Source organism: Pseudomonas sp. B329, assembly GCF_023127835.1.
GTDB classification, from domain to species: Bacteria; Pseudomonadota; Gammaproteobacteria; order Pseudomonadales; family Pseudomonadaceae; genus Aquipseudomonas; species Aquipseudomonas synxantha_A.
On the sequence record NZ_SPKP01000003.1, the window covers coordinates 103689 to 120043 of the forward strand.

At 60.0% G+C, this 16355-nt stretch carries 16 protein-coding genes; 8 read left to right on the forward strand and 8 right to left on the reverse strand.

Annotated features, from left to right (window positions below; translation table 11 throughout):
* Positions 1–104: 104 nt before the first annotated feature.
* The 5 genes from E4P00_RS01060 to E4P00_RS01080 all read right to left on the reverse strand — a co-directional run bounded on the left by E4P00_RS01060 (position 105) and on the right by E4P00_RS01080 (position 5485).
* Positions 105–1133: an AbrB family transcriptional regulator gene (locus tag E4P00_RS01060; protein ID WP_248130507.1), complete on the reverse strand. Its 1029-nt coding sequence runs from the start codon at positions 1131–1133 to the stop codon at positions 105–107.
* Positions 1126–2640 (reverse strand): tripartite tricarboxylate transporter permease, encoded by a 1515-nt coding sequence (locus tag E4P00_RS01065; RefSeq protein WP_057701193.1) that lies wholly within the window; start codon positions 2638–2640, stop codon positions 1126–1128. Before E4P00_RS01065 ends, E4P00_RS01060 begins: the two co-directional genes overlap by 8 nt.
* Before the next feature lies 1 nt (position 2641).
* The gene (locus E4P00_RS01070; RefSeq protein WP_078820537.1) at positions 2642–3100 is read right to left on the reverse strand and encodes a tripartite tricarboxylate transporter TctB family protein; all 459 of its coding nucleotides are present in this window, start codon (positions 3098–3100) and stop codon (positions 2642–2644) included.
* Positions 3101–3161: 61 nt separating this feature from the next.
* Positions 3162–4145 carry a tripartite tricarboxylate transporter substrate binding protein gene (locus tag E4P00_RS01075; RefSeq protein ID WP_248130508.1) on the reverse strand — a complete coding sequence of 328 codons (984 nt, stop codon included), beginning with the start codon at positions 4143–4145 and terminating at the stop codon, positions 3162–3164.
* Positions 4146–4192: 47 nt separating this feature from the next.
* Positions 4193–5485, reverse strand: coding sequence for an OprD family porin (locus tag E4P00_RS01080; RefSeq protein ID WP_078820539.1), 1293 nt, complete (start codon positions 5483–5485; stop codon positions 4193–4195).
* A gap of 247 nt (positions 5486–5732) precedes the next feature.
* On the opposite strand from E4P00_RS01080, the gene E4P00_RS01085 reads away from it, so the two are divergent.
* Entirely contained in the window at positions 5733–6404 is a 672-nt protein-coding gene (locus tag E4P00_RS01085) for a response regulator (protein WP_005785982.1), read from the forward strand.
* Positions 6397–7782 (forward strand): sensor histidine kinase, encoded by a 1386-nt coding sequence (locus tag E4P00_RS01090; RefSeq protein ID WP_078820540.1) that lies wholly within the window; start codon positions 6397–6399, stop codon positions 7780–7782. The genes E4P00_RS01085 and E4P00_RS01090 overlap by 8 nt, the downstream gene beginning before the upstream one ends.
* On the opposite strand, the gene E4P00_RS01095 is transcribed toward E4P00_RS01090, so the two are convergent.
* Both E4P00_RS01095 and E4P00_RS01100 read right to left on the reverse strand, forming a co-directional pair.
* On the reverse strand, positions 7783–8604 hold the full coding sequence (locus tag E4P00_RS01095; protein ID WP_032877272.1) for an HDOD domain-containing protein: 822 nt from the start codon (positions 8602–8604) through the stop codon (positions 7783–7785). It abuts the gene before it with no gap.
* Between the two features lie 36 nt (positions 8605–8640).
* Positions 8641–9582 (reverse strand): folate-binding protein YgfZ, encoded by a 942-nt coding sequence (locus E4P00_RS01100; RefSeq protein WP_248130509.1) that lies wholly within the window; start codon positions 9580–9582, stop codon positions 8641–8643.
* 139 nt (positions 9583–9721) lie between these two features.
* Here E4P00_RS01100 and E4P00_RS01105 point away from each other — a divergent pair, with 139 nt between their 5' ends.
* Complete coding sequence (locus E4P00_RS01105; RefSeq protein WP_005785986.1) at positions 9722–9976, forward strand: succinate dehydrogenase assembly factor 2; 255 nt, start codon at positions 9722–9724, stop codon at positions 9974–9976.
* Positions 9960–10406 carry a protein YgfX gene (locus E4P00_RS01110; protein WP_248130510.1) on the forward strand — a complete coding sequence of 149 codons (447 nt, stop codon included), beginning with the start codon at positions 9960–9962 and terminating at the stop codon, positions 10404–10406. Before E4P00_RS01105 ends, E4P00_RS01110 begins: the two co-directional genes overlap by 17 nt.
* Here E4P00_RS01110 and nadB read toward each other — a convergent pair.
* Positions 10375–11991 (reverse strand): L-aspartate oxidase, encoded by a 1617-nt coding sequence (gene nadB, locus E4P00_RS01115; RefSeq protein WP_078820542.1) that lies wholly within the window; start codon positions 11989–11991, stop codon positions 10375–10377. The two genes, E4P00_RS01110 and nadB, sit on opposite strands and share 32 nt — an antisense overlap.
* Before the next feature lie 461 nt (positions 11992–12452).
* Here nadB and rpoE point away from each other — a divergent pair, with 461 nt between their 5' ends.
* The 4 genes from rpoE to E4P00_RS01135 all read left to right on the forward strand — a co-directional run bounded on the left by rpoE (position 12453) and on the right by E4P00_RS01135 (position 16302).
* Positions 12453–13034 (forward strand): RNA polymerase sigma factor RpoE, encoded by a 582-nt coding sequence (gene rpoE / locus E4P00_RS01120; RefSeq protein ID WP_003172477.1) that lies wholly within the window; start codon positions 12453–12455, stop codon positions 13032–13034.
* A gap of 32 nt (positions 13035–13066) precedes the next feature.
* Positions 13067–13654 carry an RseA family anti-sigma factor gene (locus E4P00_RS01125; RefSeq protein WP_005786011.1) on the forward strand — a complete coding sequence of 196 codons (588 nt, stop codon included), beginning with the start codon at positions 13067–13069 and terminating at the stop codon, positions 13652–13654.
* A 16-nt stretch (positions 13655–13670) separates the two neighbouring features.
* Entirely contained in the window at positions 13671–14630 is a 960-nt protein-coding gene (locus E4P00_RS01130) for a MucB/RseB C-terminal domain-containing protein (RefSeq protein WP_216090882.1), read from the forward strand.
* A 235-nt stretch (positions 14631–14865) separates the two neighbouring features.
* Complete coding sequence (locus tag E4P00_RS01135) at positions 14866–16302, forward strand: DegQ family serine endoprotease (protein ID WP_005786015.1); 1437 nt, start codon at positions 14866–14868, stop codon at positions 16300–16302.
* Positions 16303–16355 lie beyond the last annotated feature (53 nt).

Here is a 16355-nt window from a genome sequence, read left to right on the forward strand (position 1 = left end):
AAGGGAAGTCGCGCCATGGAACACCTGATAAGGTGAGCTTGGCTAGCTGTGAAGAGTGCCAGTTCAGACAAACGGTCGTGGCCCCTGAGGGGCCACTTCCAGAGTTAAGATTGGCGGTTCCAGTGCCTGAACAACGGCTCTGCCAAAAACAGCACAAACAGCAGACGCATCACCTGCATTGCTGTCACCAACGGCACCGACAATTGCAGGGTCTCTGCCGTCAGGCTCATCTCGGCAATGCCGCCAGGCATCATGCCCAACGTCAGTGAGCGCAGGTCCAGGTGGGTCAGCGCACTCAACCCTACCGCTGCCAACGTGGCGAGCGCCATGGTCAAGGCCGTGCCAATCAAGGTGCGGCCCATGAACGCCGGGGCGCTGCGGAAGAACTGCCGATTGAAGTGGCAGCCCAAACCGCTGCCGATCAGCCATTGGCCGATCTGGCTGCCGCCGTCGGGTAGGCCGATGTGCAAGTCCCACGTCACACTGGCGATGGCGCTCACCAGCAACGGCCCGAACAGCCAGGGATTGGGTTGGCGCAAACGCTGCCAGCCCCAGGCCACCAGCGCACCTACCGGGAACAGCAGGGCCAGCCAGGCCCAGTCCACAGGCGCCGGGTGAAACTGCGGTGCACCGCCGCCCAGCAAATACTTGAAGATCGCCGGCACACACAACACCACCACCAGCACACGCAGGCTTTGCCCTGCCGCCACCCGGCTGAGTACCGCACCATTGCGGGCGCCCAGGTTGACCATCTCCCCGGAGCCGCCCGGCATACTGGAGAAAAACGCCGTGGCGCGGTCTTCCCCACTGCTGCGCATCAACCACACACCCACCACGCTCGACAAACTGGTGACCAGAGCACCGAAAAAGATCAAGCCGAAGTGGCTCATCACTTGTTCAATCACCAGCGGCGTGAAGTGCAAGCCGATGCCGATGCCCACCACCCATTGGCCGCACTTGCGCCCGCCGGGAATCTCTGCCAACTGCCAGGGCGTGAGGCAGCGAACCAGGATGATCGCCAGCAACGCGCCGACCATATACGGCAAAGGCCAGCCGACGAGGCTGGCCAGGTAACCGCCGGCCAGGCCGACCAGCGGTGTTCCCCACCAATGTTTGAAGGTGACTTCAGACATCGGCTACGGCACGGCGCTGCAAGGAGCGCTTGCGCCAGATACGCAGCAATGGCACGAGCAGCATGATGGCGGTCAGTACCCATACACCGAAGGTGATCGGGCTGGACCACAGGATCTCCAGCGCGCCATTGGAAATCGACAATGCGCGACGCAGGTTCTGCTCCATCAGACCACCGAGGATAAAGCCCAGCAGCAACGGCGACAGTGGGAAGTCCAGCTTGCGCAGGATGTAGCCGAAGATGCCGATGGCGATCATCAGGAACAGATCGAAGGTGGTGGCATGGACGGCGTACACGCCAATCGCGGTGATGATAGCGATCACCGGTACCAGCGCCCAGTTCGGCACGGCAAGGATGCGCGTGAAGATACGGATCATCGGGATGTTGAGGACCACCAGCATGATGTTGGCAATAAACAACGAGGCGATCAGGCCCCAGACGATATCAGGTTGCTGTTGAAACAGCAGCGGACCGGGGGTGATGTTGTACAGCGACAGCGCGCCGATCATCACGGCCGTGGTACCCGAGCCGGGAACGCCGAGGGTCAGCATCGGCACCATGGCGCCGCAGACAGAAGCGCCGATGGCGGTTTCCGGTGCGGCCAGGCCGCGCATGTCGCCTTGGCCGAATTTGCCGCTGGCGCCGGCGATACGTTTTTCGGTCATGTAGGCCACGGCCGAGGCCATGGTCGCGCCGGCACCGGGCAACACGCCGATGATAAAGCCCGACACCCCGCAACGCAGGTTCACGGTCAACACCGACAAGGCTTCCTTGACGTTAAACATCATGCGCCCGGTGGCTTTCACCGCTTCCTGGCCGCGGTGAGTTTTCTCCAGCAGCAGCAGGATTTCACTGATGGAGAACAGGCCCAGCACCAGCACCACGAACTGGATGCCGTCGGTCAGGTGAATATTGTCGCCGGTAAAGCGGTACACACCACTGTTGGCGTCGATGCCCACGCAGGCAAGGAACAGGCCGATCAGCGCCGACACAAAGGTTTTCAGTGGTTTGTCACCGGCCATGCCGCCCAGGCAGACAATCGCAAATACCATCAACACGAAGTATTCCGCCGGCCCAAAGGCAATTGCCCATTTGGCCAGCAGCGGGGCGAACAGCACCATGCCGCAGGTGGCGATAAAAGCACCAATGAACGAGCTCCAGGCAGACAGCGACAACGCCACGCCGGCCATACCTTTACGAGCCATCGGGTAGCCGTCGAGGGTGGTCATCACGGTGGAGGCTTCGCCCGGGATATTAAGCAGGATCGAGCTGATCCGGCCGCCGTATTCACAACCCAGGTACACGGCTGCCAGCAGGATCAGCGCTGACTCGGGCGGCAGGCCCAGGGCAAACGCGATGGGGATCAACAGTGCCACACCGTTGATCGGTCCCAGGCCCGGCAGCAGGCCGACCACGGTGCCGATCAGGGTGCCGCACAATGCGGTTACCAGGTTGTAGGGGCTCAGCGCGACGCCGAAACCCTGGCCCAAATAGCCAAAAGTATCCATATCAGTTCTCCAGAACGTCGAGCAGACCGAGGGGCAGTGGCACATCCATGGTTTTATCGAACAACAGATAAAGACCGATGCTCATCAAGGTGATGATGACCACGCTGTGCAACCAGCGGCCGCCATACAGCCGCGCCATCGGAATACCGATCAGCATGCTGCTGAGAATGAAACCCAGGGATTCGAAAGTGCTGGCAAACACCAGCAGCAAAGCCACGCAAATCCCGATTTTGATCAGGGTCGGGCGGTCCAAAGCTGGCTCATCGTCGGTGTGCTTGGTCGGTTGCGGACGAATCAGCATGTAGATCAGCGCCAGGCCCATCAGCCCAATCAGCAGCAGGGGGAAAGCCCGAGGCCCTACCGGTTCGTAGGAAAAGGCCGCCTGATACGGCCAGGCCATCAATGCCAGGCCGATACAGGCCAATAACATCACGGCAGCGAAAATGCGTTGAAAGAGCATGGAAAACTCCTGGGCCACGCCCTCGATGCGTGAAGGCGTGGCCGCGCGAACAGGTAGGCAATTACTGGATCAGGCCGAACTCTTTGGCCAATACTTTGTAGTCGGCCACCTGTTTCTTCACGTAGGTGTCCAGCTCCTGGCCGGTCATGGCGAACGGGAACAGCTCGCGTTGGTCACGCAGCTTGGCGAAGTCCTCGGATGCCAGCAGTTTGTCGAACGCGTCTTTCCACCAGGCATAGTCGGCATCGCTGACTTTTGGCCCAAGGTAGAAACCGCGTACCACCGGCCAGACGATGTCGTAGCCTTGCTCCTTGGCCGTCGGAATATCTTTCATTTCCGGCTCGTCCAGGCGCTTTTCAGCGAACACGGCCAGTAGGCGCATATCGCCGCTTTGGATGTGTGGCATGGAGTCGGAAATGTCGGTACTGCCTACCTGGATATGGCCGCCCAGCAGCGCCGTGGCGATTTCGCCGCCACCTTCGAGCGCCACATAACGCAGGTCACGCGGGTTGATGCCGGCGGCCTTGGCGATCAGTGCGGTTTGCATCCAGTCCTGGCTGCCGACGGTGCCACCGGAACCAATCACCACCTTGCTCGGATCTTTCTTCAACGCCTGGACCAGATCGTCGAGGGTCTTGTAGGGCGAATCGTTTTTCACTGCGATGGCACCGTAGCTGGTGCCTACCGCCGCCAGCCAGCGCACGGCGCTTTCATCAAAGCGACCGAACTTGCCCTGGGCCAGGTTCAGCAGCGAACCACTGGACCAGGCCACCAAAGTGCCTGCGTCCGCAGGGCGCTGGGCAACCACTGCGTTGTAGGCCACCGCGCCAACGCCGCCGGGCATGTAGGTCACACGCATCGGCTTGCTCAGCAGCTTCTGGTTGACCAGCGCGCTTTGCGCCAGCTTGCAGGTCAGGTCAAAACCACCGCCGGGGGAGGCCGGGGCGATGCATTCCGGGCGCTTGGGCTCGTCGGCGGCCAGCAACTGGCCGGCGAACAACATGCAGCCGGCGACGAGGGCAAATTTACGCAGTGAAGGGTTCATGGTTATCTCCATCGTTGTTGTTATAAGGTTTTAGTACCAACGCACATTTACCAAAGGGCAATGCTATAGCTGACCAGCAAGCGCATTTCATCCGCATCGCGGGCTGAATAGTTGGAGCGGTAGGTCGCGTTACGCAGGCGCACAGCCACATCCTTGAACGTGCCGCTTTGCACCACGTACTTGATCTCGCTGTTGCGCTCCCACTCTTTGCCCGTTTGGCCGTTCTTGAGCTTGATGTTGTCGCCCGACAGGTAACGGCTCATGAAACTCAGGCCGGGAATCCCCAGCTTGGCGAAGTCGTAGTCGTAGCGTGCCTGCCAGGAGCGTTCTTCGGCGCCGGCAAAGTCGTTGATCTGTACGAAGTTGACCAGGTACGGGTCGCTGCCATCCACATACGGAAAGGCGCTGTCGCCGGACATGTGCTGGTAGCCGGCGCTGAGCTTATGGCCATTGAGGGCATAGCTGAACAGGCCGTTGAGGGATGTGTTGTCGATATTGCCGCCGCGGGCGCTACCGGTGTCGTCACTGATGGCCATGCGCAGGTCGGCGGCAAACGTGCCGGGGCCCATCGGGCGCGCGGCGACCAGGCCGAGGAAATGCTGGCGGTACACGTCATCGAGTTGGGCGAAGTGATAGCTGCCGGTGATTTTGTCGGCGAACTTGTAGTCCACGCCGCCGAAGTTGAAGTGCTTGCCGGTGGCGCCACTGAGGAAGCGGCTGTTCTTGTTATTGAGCGCAATATCTTCGTAATTGGTGTCGTCGCGGTCCTTGGCCTTATCCAGGCGGCCACCAGTGAACACAAGGTTCTTGAATTCCTTGGACGTCAGCAGGCCACCGTTGAAGGTCTGCGGCAGGATGCGACCGTCGTTGGGCTTGAGGATTGGCAATTCGGGTATCAGCGCGCCGATCTTCAGCTCGGTGGCGGAGATTTTCACTTTGCCGGTCAGGCCCAGCTTGGAGTACTCATTGGCGGCACGGCCGTCGTCGTGGGTCGGCAGCAGGCCGGTGCCGGTGCGGTCGGGGCTGGAGTCGAGCTTGATGCCGAGCATACCCAGCGCATCCACGCCAAAACCGACAGTGCCGTCGGTGTAGCCCGATTGCAGGTTGAGCATGAAACCCTGGGCCCATTCATCGCGTTTGGATTGCTGCGCACGGGTACCGTCGCGAAAGTCGCGGTTGAAGTACATGTTGCGGGTTTCCAGGGTCGCGCTACTGTCTTCGAAGAAGGCAGCCTGGCTTAGCGGCGAAAAGCCGGCGAGGGCGCAAGCACTGGCGAGAGCGGTGTGGCTCAGACGGCAAGAACGAACAGGCGTGCAAGCCTGGGGCTGTGTCGACAGCATCGTGATGGACTCCGTTATTGTTCTTATTTTTGGCGAAAACGCTTCGAGGCGTTTTTCGGGCGCTACGGATGAGGCAGCTCGGCGGGCAGAAACCACCGTAGCTGGATGCTAAAGGGCGAAGCTTTCACTAACCTTTCAATTGTCTTTCAATGTTTTCGGGCTTCACAGGGCAGGTTGCGCCTGTAAACTCGCCGGCCAGCGGGCCAATAAAACGCCGCGCCGACCACTCCTCATGAGGTAGAAATCCATGCGTGTCCTCCTGGTTGAAGACCATCTGCAACTTGCCGAAAGTGTTGCACAAGCGCTCAAGGGCATGGGTCTGACCGTCGACGTGCTGCACGATGGTGTGGCCGCGGACCTGGCCTTGGGCAGCGAGGAATACGCGGCGGCGATCCTCGATGTGGGCCTGCCGCGCATGGATGGTTTCGAGGTGCTGGCGCGCTTGCGGGCCCGAGGGAAAAACCTGCCGGTGCTGATGCTGACGGCACGCAGTGATGTCAAAGACCGCGTGCACGGCCTGAACCTGGGCGCCGACGACTACCTCGCCAAGCCGTTCGAACTGACAGAGCTGGAAGCGCGGGTCAAGGCGCTGCTGCGCCGCAGTGTATTGGGCGGGGAGCGCCAGCAGACGTGCGGGGTGCTGGTATACGACCTGGACACACGACGCTTCACGGTTGGCGGTGAATTGATGACGTTGACCTCCCGCGAACAAGCCGTACTCGAAGCCTTGATCGCCCGACCGGGCCGCGTGATGAGCAAAGAGCAATTGGCCTCTCAGGTTTTCGGCCTGGACGAGGAGGCCAGCCCCGATGCCATCGAAATCTACGTGCACCGCCTGCGCAAGAAGCTCGACGGCCAGCCCATCGCCATCGTGACGTTCCGCGGCTTGGGCTACTTGCTGGAAGCCCGCGATGCATAAGCCCAGCAGTCTGCGCTGGCGCTTGCTGTGGAACCTGGCGCTGTTGCTGGTGCTGTTGATGCTCGCCAGCGGCATGAGCGCCTACTGGAACGGGCGCGAAGCCGCCGACACGGCCTATGACCGCACGCTGTTGGCTTCGGCGCGCACCATTGCCGCAGGCTTGACCCAGGTGGACGGCACCCTCAGCGCCAATGTGCCGTATGTGGCCCTCGACACTTTCGCCTACGACAGTGCCGGGCGCATCTATTATCAGGTCAACGATATCCATCAGAAGCTGATTTCCGGTTACGAAAACCTCCCAGGCCCGCCGCCCGGCACCCCCCGCACCGACGATTACCCGGCCTTGGCGCGCTTCTACAACGCCATGTACCAGGGCCAGCACGTGCGAGTGGTGAGCCTGCTCAAGGCCGTTTCCGAGCCGAACATGAATGGGATGGCCGAGATTCGTGTCGCGGAGACCGACGAAGCACGCGTTGCCATGGCCCGCAGCTTGATGGCCGACACGTTGCTGCGCCTGGGGATGCTGGCCATCGGCGCGTTGCTGCTGGTGTGGTTTGCGGTGAGCGCTGCACTGCGTCCGCTCGAACGCCTGCGTACAGCGGTGGAAGAACGCCAACCCGATGATTTGCGGCCGCTGCCATTGGTGGAAGTTCAGGATGAGTTCGGCCCGCTGGTGCGCTCCCTCAACCATTTCACCGAACGTCTGCGCGGCCAGTTCGAGCGCCAGGCCCAGTTTATTGCCGATGCAGCCCACGAACTGCGTACGCCCTTGGCGGCGCTCAAGGCTCGCCTGGAACTGGGCTTGCGTGCCCAGGAGCCGTCCACCTGGCACAGCACCCTGGAAAGCGCTGCCCAGGGCACCGACCGCCTGACCCATCTGGCTAATCAATTGTTGTCCCTGGCCCGTATCGAAAACGGTGCCCGAGCCATTGCTGAAGGAGGCGCGCAGTTGCTCGACCTCAGCCAGTTGGCGCGCGAACTGGGCATGGCCATGGCGCCGCTGGCTCACGCACGCGGGGTGGCCCTGGCACTGGAGGCGGACGAGCCGGTCTGGTTGCGCGGTGAACCGACGCTGTTGAATGAGCTGCTGAGCAATCTGGTGGACAACGCTATGGCCCATACGCCACCTGGCGGCAATGTGATTTTGCGCGTGACCGCGCCGGCGGTGCTGGAGGTTGAGGATGATGGCCCAGGCATCCCGTTGGATGAGCGGGACCGGGTATTCGAGCGCTTTTATCGCCGTAGCCAGCAGGGCATGGGGTCGGGCTTGGGGCTGGCAATTGTCGGGGAGATCTGCCGTGCGCACCTGGCGCAGATCAGCCTGCATGATGGCGAGTTGGCTGGGTTGAAAGTGCGCGTGAGTTTTATCGCCGGTTGATCAGTAGAACATCGACCGTGCTTCATCCAGTTCGGTGCGCGATTTCTCGCTGTAGAGATCAATTCGCAGCTTTTTCATCGCAGGCACGCTGGTAATGTCGACTTTCGCCAGCGGATGGTCGGTGTTGTGATGGCAGTAGAGCACGGCGATCTGCACCAGATCCACATAGTCGAGTGTGGCAGAGTTGCGTTCCAGGTTCAGGTACTGGCCCGGCAGTTTCGCCAGCATTTCGGGGAAGTCCCAGCCACTCAGCAGTTTGTCGCCCAGTAACGGATGAATGCTTTCGATGACGTGGTTGAGGCTGACCGGGTCGGAAAGCAGCTCGTAGTGGTCTTCGGCGTAGGTGAGGATCGGCAGCACGCCGATCTGATGCACCAACCCGCCGAGGGCCGCCTGGTCGGCCTTGAGGTGACTATGCCGGCGACACAAGGCATAGCTGACGCCGGCGACTTCCAGGCTACGGCACCACACATCGCGCATTTTCTGTGCGACCACTTCGGAGCGGGCGTGAAAAATCTGCTCCATCACCAGGCCGATGGCCAGGTTGCTGCTGTAGTTGGTGCCCAGCCGCGTGATGGCCGTGTGCAGGTCGGTGACTTCCTGGCTCGCCCGTAACAGCGGGCTGTTGACCACCTTGATCAGGCGCGCCGACAGGGCGGTGTCGCGACTGATCACCTTGCTCAAATGACTGATGCTGATCTCAGGGTCTTCGGCGGCCTGGCGAATTTTCAGGGCCACCTCCGGCAATGTCGGCAGAACCAGGTCATCGTTGTCGATGGCCGTCACCAACGCCTGTTGGACTTTTTCCGCCAGCTTGTTCATTCATGCTCTCTAGGGTGCTGCAAAAAGGTATGGCGATTAACGCTGGATCTCGCGATCACGGTCCAGTTGGTAAGGCAGATCAAGCAGCTGCAGGCCGGGCCCTTCCAGGCTGCCTGTACGCACGTCGCCACTCTCGGCAGCTTCGGCTTGCAGCACAGCGAGAAGTTCAATCGACTGGTCAGCTTTTGCCGCGATCACGACCTCGCCAACCGCGCTGTTATGGCCTGGGGAAAACAACGGCGTGCCGGGCTCGGGTAATTGCGTGGCTTCAAGGCTCAGTCGATACAGGCGTCGCTTGAGTTTGCCCAGGTATTGCATGCGCGCGACGATTTCCTGGCCGGTGTAGCAGCCTTTCTTGAAACTGACGCCGCCCACGGCTTGCAGGTTGAGCATCTGCGGGATGAACAGTTCGCGGGTCTGCGCCATTACCTGGCCGATACCCGCGCGAATCTGGCCAAGTAGCCAGGCATTCAACTCAGCCTGTGGCAATTGTGCGGCCAGTTGGTTGCGCACGGTGTCGGCTTGTTCGGTGGGCACCCAGAGTTCGGCACGGCCAGGGGACACGCGAATAGCGATCAAGGTGTCGGTGCGCACCACGCTGTCGGTTTCGGCGGGTAGCGTCAGGCCAAGGGCGGCCAGGGACGCGTCTGCGTTCGCCAATCCGAAGCGCACCCAGGCGGCGCTTTCGTCGGTAAGTTTGGATTTGGAGAACACCGCGTATTTCTTCAGGTCTGCCAACTGCGGTTCGAGCAGCTCCGTGGCCATGGCCAGGAGTACGCCATCACCTTGCAGCAGGATGCGGAAGCTGGACTGCATCCGGCCTTTTTGCGTGCAGCGCGCGCCCAGGCTGGCCTGGGTATCACTCAGGTAATTGAGGTTGCAGGTCAGCTGGCCTTGCAGGAATTTGGCAGCATCAGAACCGCGGACGGCGAGAACGCCTTCGTGGGACAGGGGGCAGAAGAAAGCAGAGTCAGCCATGGGTCATCGCAGGTTAAAAAGTCATGGGTGCATCATAGAGGGGCGTCCGGCAAATGCATAGTTTCGTCGCGGGCGACCAAAGCCGACTGTTCCGGTGTCGCCGGGCCTGTATACTTGCGCTCTATTTGAGGAGGGCTCCATGGTCGAAGATGTAGAAATCAATCGCCTCTACTGGCACAGCCGTCGTGGCATGCTGGAGCTGGATGTATTGCTGGTGCCTTTCACCAAAGAGGTGTACGCGACGCTCGATCAGGTGGACCGCGAGCTCTACGTCAGGTTGCTGACCTGTGAAGATCAGGACATGTTCGGCTGGTTCATGGAGCGCGCTGAATCTGAAGATCCAGAGCTGCAGCGCATGGTTCGGATGATCCTGGATCGTGTCCAGCCCAAGTAATGGTTTTGAATGCCGCTGGCAGGCCTCGCGGCGGTTGCTGGCGGCGTATCTGCTTGCCCTGCTGATCGCACTGGGCAGCCTGCTGGTTTTGAACCTGCCTTATTCGAGCCTCGGCATCCTGTTATGCCTGGCACACTGTGCGTGGGTGCTACCGCGCCATGTTCTGCTTACTCACGGTTCGTCGATTCGTGGCCTGCGCCGCGACGAAGATGGCTGGCAGTTATGGAGCTCTGCGCGCGGCTGGCACGCCGTGCAACTTCGCCCCGACAGCCTGGCGTTACCGTTGATCGTGGTGTTGCGTTATCGCGTGCAGGGTGAGCGGCGAGTACGCGCGGTCTGTGTGCCCAAGGACGCGCAGGCCGCCGATGTGCATCGGCGCCTGCGGGTACGCCTGAAGTTCAGCCGCCGTAGGTGGTTGGCACCAGAATAGTGTCGCGGGCTTCGGGCAACATCTGCGGATAATCGAGGGTGTAATGCAGGCCCCGGCTTTCCTTGCGCTCCATGGCTGAGCGGATCATCAACTCGGCCACTTGCGCCAGGTTGCGTAATTCGATCAGGTCGCGGCTGACTTTATAGTTGCTGTAGAACTCGTCGATCTCGTCCAACAGCAAACGTACCCGGTGCTGCGCCCGTTGCAGGCGCTTGTTGGTGCGCACAATGCCCACGTAGTCCCACATGAAACGCCGCAACTCGTCCCAGTTGTGCGCGATGATCACGTCTTCGTCCGAATCGGTGACCTGGCTGGCGTCCCAGCGGGGCAGGGCGGCTGGAACCTTGATGCGCGGCAGTTGTTCAAGGATATCCGCTGCTGCCGAGCGAGCGTACACGAAGCACTCGAGCAGCGAATTGCTGGCCATGCGGTTGGCGCCGTGCAGACCGGTAAAGCTGGTTTCACCGATGGCGTAGAGGCCGGGCACGTCGGTGCGCCCGTGCTGGTCAACCATCACGCCGCCGCAGGTGTAGTGCGCAGCCGGCACTACCGGGATCGGGCCTTTGGTGATATCGATATTGAACGTCAGGCAGCGTTCATAGACGGTCGGGAAGTGGGTCTTGATAAACGCTTCGGGCTTGTGGCTGATGTCCAGGTATACGCAATCGATCCCCAGACGCTTCATCTCGTGGTCGATGGCGCGGGCGACAATGTCGCGCGGTGCCAGCTCGGCGCGTGGGTCGAAGCGCTGCATGAAGCGCTCGCCATTGGGCAGCTTCAAGTGCGCACCTTCGCCGCGCAGGGCTTCGGTGATCAGGAAGCTCTTGGCTTGCGGGTGATACAGGCAGGTGGGGTGGAACTGATTGAACTCCAGGTTGGCCACCCGGCAGCCCGAGCGCCAGGCCATGGCAATGCCGTCACCGCAGGCGCCGTCAGGGTTGCTGGTATAGAGGTAAACCTTGGCGGCCCCGCCCGAGGCAAGAATAGTGAAGCGCGCCCCGTAGGTATCGACTTCGCCACTGGTGCGATTGAGTACGTAGGCGCCGAGGCAGCGCTCGCCCGCAAGGCCCAGGCGTTTTTCGGTGATCAGGTCGACAGCGACGCGTTGCTCCAGCAATTGGATGTTGGGCCGTTGGCGAGCCTGATCGAGCAAGGTCTTGAAAATCGCGGCACCCGTGGCGTCGGCGGCGTGAATGATACGGCGATGGCTGTGGCCGCCTTCGCGTGTCAGGTGGAACTCAAAGCCGCCGTCGTCGCTGCCGGCATGTTCATCACGGGTGAAGGGCACACCTTGGTCGATCAGCCATTGGATGGCTTCCCGGCTGTGCTCGACGGTGAAGCGCACGGCCTCCTCATTGCACAGGCCGCCGCCAGCGTTAAGGGTGTCTTCGACATGCGATTGCACCGTGTCGGTGTCGTCCAGTACCGCCGCGACACCGCCCTGGGCCCAGAATGTCGAGCCGTTGGCCAGGTCGCCTTTGCTCAAAACCGCAATGCGCAGGTGGCTGGGTAGGGTCAGGGCAAGGCTCAAGCCGGCTGCGCCGCTGCCGATCACCAGCACATCGTGTTGAAACTGTTGGCTCATTGGAAGGATTCCGCAAAAAGCGATCCGAAGGAGCGGCGCAAACAGGACGCCTGGATCGGCGAATCAAAGGGTCACACGGGCCACTAGTATATAGAGGGGTGGAGCGGCACAATAGCCACGCATTCGTGGCATTGTGAGATTATGCTGCGCAGCTTTGGGAAACAGCCGGTTGGCGGGACGGGAACTTTTTGCATGGGCCCCGACTCAATAGCAGGTTGCCCGAAAGCTGGGAAAACGTTGAGTTTATTGGCCCGTCGGGAGCATTGGACGCGTCACGAAACCGGCGACAAGATTATTCGCGCAGCCGGCCCCGCCCGGGCTGCGTTTTTCGTGTGTGCCAAATCAGTGCATGCCGGAAACTTGCTTGAAGGGGGAGAACTTTTGCGAAAAGCCCGAGTCTATGTTTGCAAGCCTGATCGTTTAGTTATGCAAGCCTCCTTCAAGTACAACGAGGAGTGTTCATGCTAACCCAGGAAGAGGATCAGCAGCTGGTCGAGCGCGTACAACGCGGCGACAAGCGAGCATTTGATCTGCTAGTGCTGAAATACCAGCACAAAATTCTCGGGTTGATCGTGCGGTTTGTGCACGACACCCATGAAGCGCAGGACGTTGCACAGGAAGCCTTTATCAAGGCGTACCGTGCACTTGGAAATTTCCGCGGTGATAGTGCGTTTTATACGTGGCTATATCGCATCGCCATTAACACGGCGAAGAACTATCTGGTGTCTCGCGGCCGCCGCCCACCAGACAGTGATGTCAGTTCAGAAGATGCTGAATTTTATGATGGTGATCACGGCCTCAAAGATCTCGAGTCGCCGGAGCGTGCATTGCTGCGCGACGAGATCGAAGGCACCGTCCATCGAACAATTCAGCAACTGCCAGAAGATTTGCGTACGGCATTAACTTTACGTGAATTCGATGGTCTGAGTTACGAAGACATTGCGAGCGTCATGCAATGTCCGGTGGGGACTGTAAGGTCACGGATTTTCCGGGCCCGGGAAGCCATCGACAAAGCCTTGCAACCATTGTTGCAGGAAAACTAAAGACAGCGGCGACAGCCAAGAGAGGAACCGCCATGAGTCGTGATGCCCTGCAGGAATCGCTGTCCGCAGTGATGGATAACGAAGCGGATGAACTGGAACTTCGTCGAGTGCTTAACGCATTTGATGATGCCGAAACCCGTGATACCTGGTCTCGTTACCAAGTCGCTCGGGCGGTGATGCACAAGGATCTTTTAATCCCTCGTCTGGATATTGCTGCGGCCGTTTCTGCCGCGCTGGCTGATGAAGCCGTTCCGGCCAAAGCTGCTCGTGGCCCGTGGCGTAGCCTGGGTCGACTGGCAGTGGCTGCCTCGGTGACCGTCGCCGTACTGGCTGGTGTTCGCCTGTACAACCAGGACGAAATTGCCGGTGCCGAACTGGCCCAGCAAACTCAGCAGCCCGTCATGGCGGGTCCGCAAGTCAAAGGCCCGGCTGTACTGGCAGGCTACAAGGAAAGCTCTGATACCACAGGTCCGATGGCCAATGGTGTGCTTCAAGGGCAATCCGGCTGGCAAGATCAGCGTCTACCAGGCTACCTGCGTCAGCACGCACAGGAATCGGCCGCCAAAGGCACCGAAAGCGCTCTGCCATACGCTCGCGCAGCCAGTCAGGAAAACCGCTGATCCGTTAGGGAGCTCTATGCGCGCCATACCGCTCCTTGCGCTTTTGCTCAGTAGTTGGATTGCACAGTCCGCCCATGCCGATGAAGCCCAAGACTGGCTGACTCGACTTGGGCGTGCAGAGCAGCAGCAAAGCTTTGAAGGTACGTTTGTTTACGAACGTAATGGCAGTTTTTCTACCCACGCTATCTGGCACCGTGTGCAGGACGGTCATGTCCGTGAGCGGTTGCTGCAACTGGACGGCTCGCCTCAGGAAACCGTACGGTTGGATGGCCGGACGCACTGCGTCAGTGGCGATCTGAGTGCTGGGTTGGTTGCTTCTTCTGATGCACCTTCGCGTGCTCTCGATTCAAAAAAACTCACTCAATTCTATGAACTTGCCGTCATTGGCAAATCCCGCGTGGCCGGTCGTCATGCTGTGATTGTGTCAATCAGCCCGCGAGATCACTACCGCTACGGCTTTGAATTGCACCTGGATCGTGAGACGGCTCTGCCGCTCAAATCCCTGCTGCTCAATGATCAGGGGCAGTTGCTGGAGCGCTTTCAGTATGCGCGCCTGGATACCTCGGTCGTTCCTGCCGAGCATGACTTACAGCCTGGCAGCGAATGCTCGCCTGTTGCTGCTTCCACCGACAAAGCCTCTGACATGCCTGCCTCCCAGGCGTGGCATCTGGATTGGCTGCCGCCTGGCTTCCAGCAGGTCAGCAGCACCACGCGCAAAGACAGCCAAACGAAATCGACCGTCGATAGCCTGATGTATGACGATGGGCTCGCACGCTTTTCTGTATTTCTTGAGTCCGCCAAGGGCGCCGACATGAATGAAACCCGCGCTCAGCTCGGCCCGACGGTGGCGGTTTCTCGGCGTTTGAATACGGTTGACGGTGAGATGATGGTCACCGTAGTAGGGGAGATCCCCGTCGGCACTGCTGAGCGTATCGCGCTGTCGGTACGCGGTGAAAATGCCGCTGCCAAGCCGTGAGATTGTTAATTCTATGTTCATCCTGACCTTTCAATCTGTGCTCAAGTTAGGTTGAGGGCCGATCGTATGAAATTTCTGGATCAGCATTTTCACTTGCAAAAACTTCCCATGTTTTTTATAGGTCAGGGTTTGTTGGCTCTGGCCTTGTTTTGTTCGCGGAACAAAAATGTCGTTTGCCGCATTCGGCGTTTATTGGACCCTGTCGCTTAACCCTGCTCGTCGTAACGGGAGCTGTATGTCGATACCACGTTTGAAGTCTTACCTATCCATAGTCGCCACAGTGCTAGTACTGGGTCAGGCCTTGCCTGCGCAAGCAGTTGAGCTGCCTGACTTCACCCAACTGGTAGAGCAAGCCTCACCGGCGGTGGTGAATATCAGTACCACCCAGAAACTGCCGGATCGCAAAGTCTCGAACCAGCAGATGCCCGACCTGGAAGGCTTGCCGCCCATGCTGCGCGAGTTCTTCGAGCGCGGTATGCCGCAACCGCGCACCCCTCGTGGTGGCGGTGGTCAGCGCGAAGCCCAATCCCTGGGGTCCGGCTTCATCATTTCGCCTGACGGCTATATTCTGACCAACAACCACGTGATTGCCGATGCCGACGAAATCCTCGTGCGCCTGGCTGATCGCAGTGAGCTCAAGGCCAAGCTGATCGGTACCGACCCGCGTTCCGACGTAGCCTTGCTTAAAATCGATGGCAAGGACCTGCCGGTTCTCAAGCTGGGCAAATCCCAGGACTTGAAGGCCGGCCAATGGGTCGTCGCGATCGGTTCGCCGTTCGGCTTTGACCATACCGTCACCCAGGGTATCGTCAGTGCTATCGGCCGCAGCCTGCCGAATGAAAACTACGTACCGTTTATCCAGACCGACGTGCCGATCAACCCGGGCAACTCTGGGGGGCCATTGTTCAACCTGGCTGGCGAAGTGGTAGGCATCAACTCACAGATCTACACCCGTTCCGGTGGTTTCATGGGCGTGTCTTTCGCGATCCCAATCGACGTGGCCATGGACGTCTCCAATCAGCTCAAAAGCGGTGGCAAAGTCAGCCGTGGCTGGTTGGGCGTAGTGATCCAGGAAGTCAACAAAGACCTGGCTGAATCCTTCGGCCTCGACAAGCCGGCCGGTGCTCTGGTTGCGCAAATCCAGGACAATGGTCCAGCGGCCAAAGGCGGCCTGAAAGTCGGCGACGTGATTCTGAGCATGAACGGCCAACCCATCGTGATGTCAGCGGACCTGCCTCATCTGGTCGGCGCGCTCAAGGCTGGCGGCAAAGCCAAACTGGAAGTGATTCGTGACGGCAAGCGCCAGAACGTGGAGCTGACCGTCGGTGCGATCCCGGAAGAAGGTGCGACGCTGGATGCCCTGGGTAATGCCAAGCCGGGTGCAGAGCGCAGCAGTAACCGCCTGGGCATCGCCGTGGTTGAACTGACCGCCGAGCAGAAGAAGACGTTTGACCTGCAAAGCGGTGTGGTGATCAAGGAAGTCCAGGATGGCCCAGCCGCCTTGATCGGCCTGCAGCCGGGCGACGTGATCACTCACCTGAACAATCAGGCGATCAACACCACCAAGGAGTTCACCGACATCGCCAAGGCGTTGCCGAAGAACCGTTCGGTGTCGATGCGCGTACTGCGTCAAGGTCGTGCCAGCTTCATTACCTTCAAGTTGGCCGAGTAATCGTCAAGCCTGCATTGCAATAGAAACAAAAAGCCCCGCTGCCGGTTAACGGC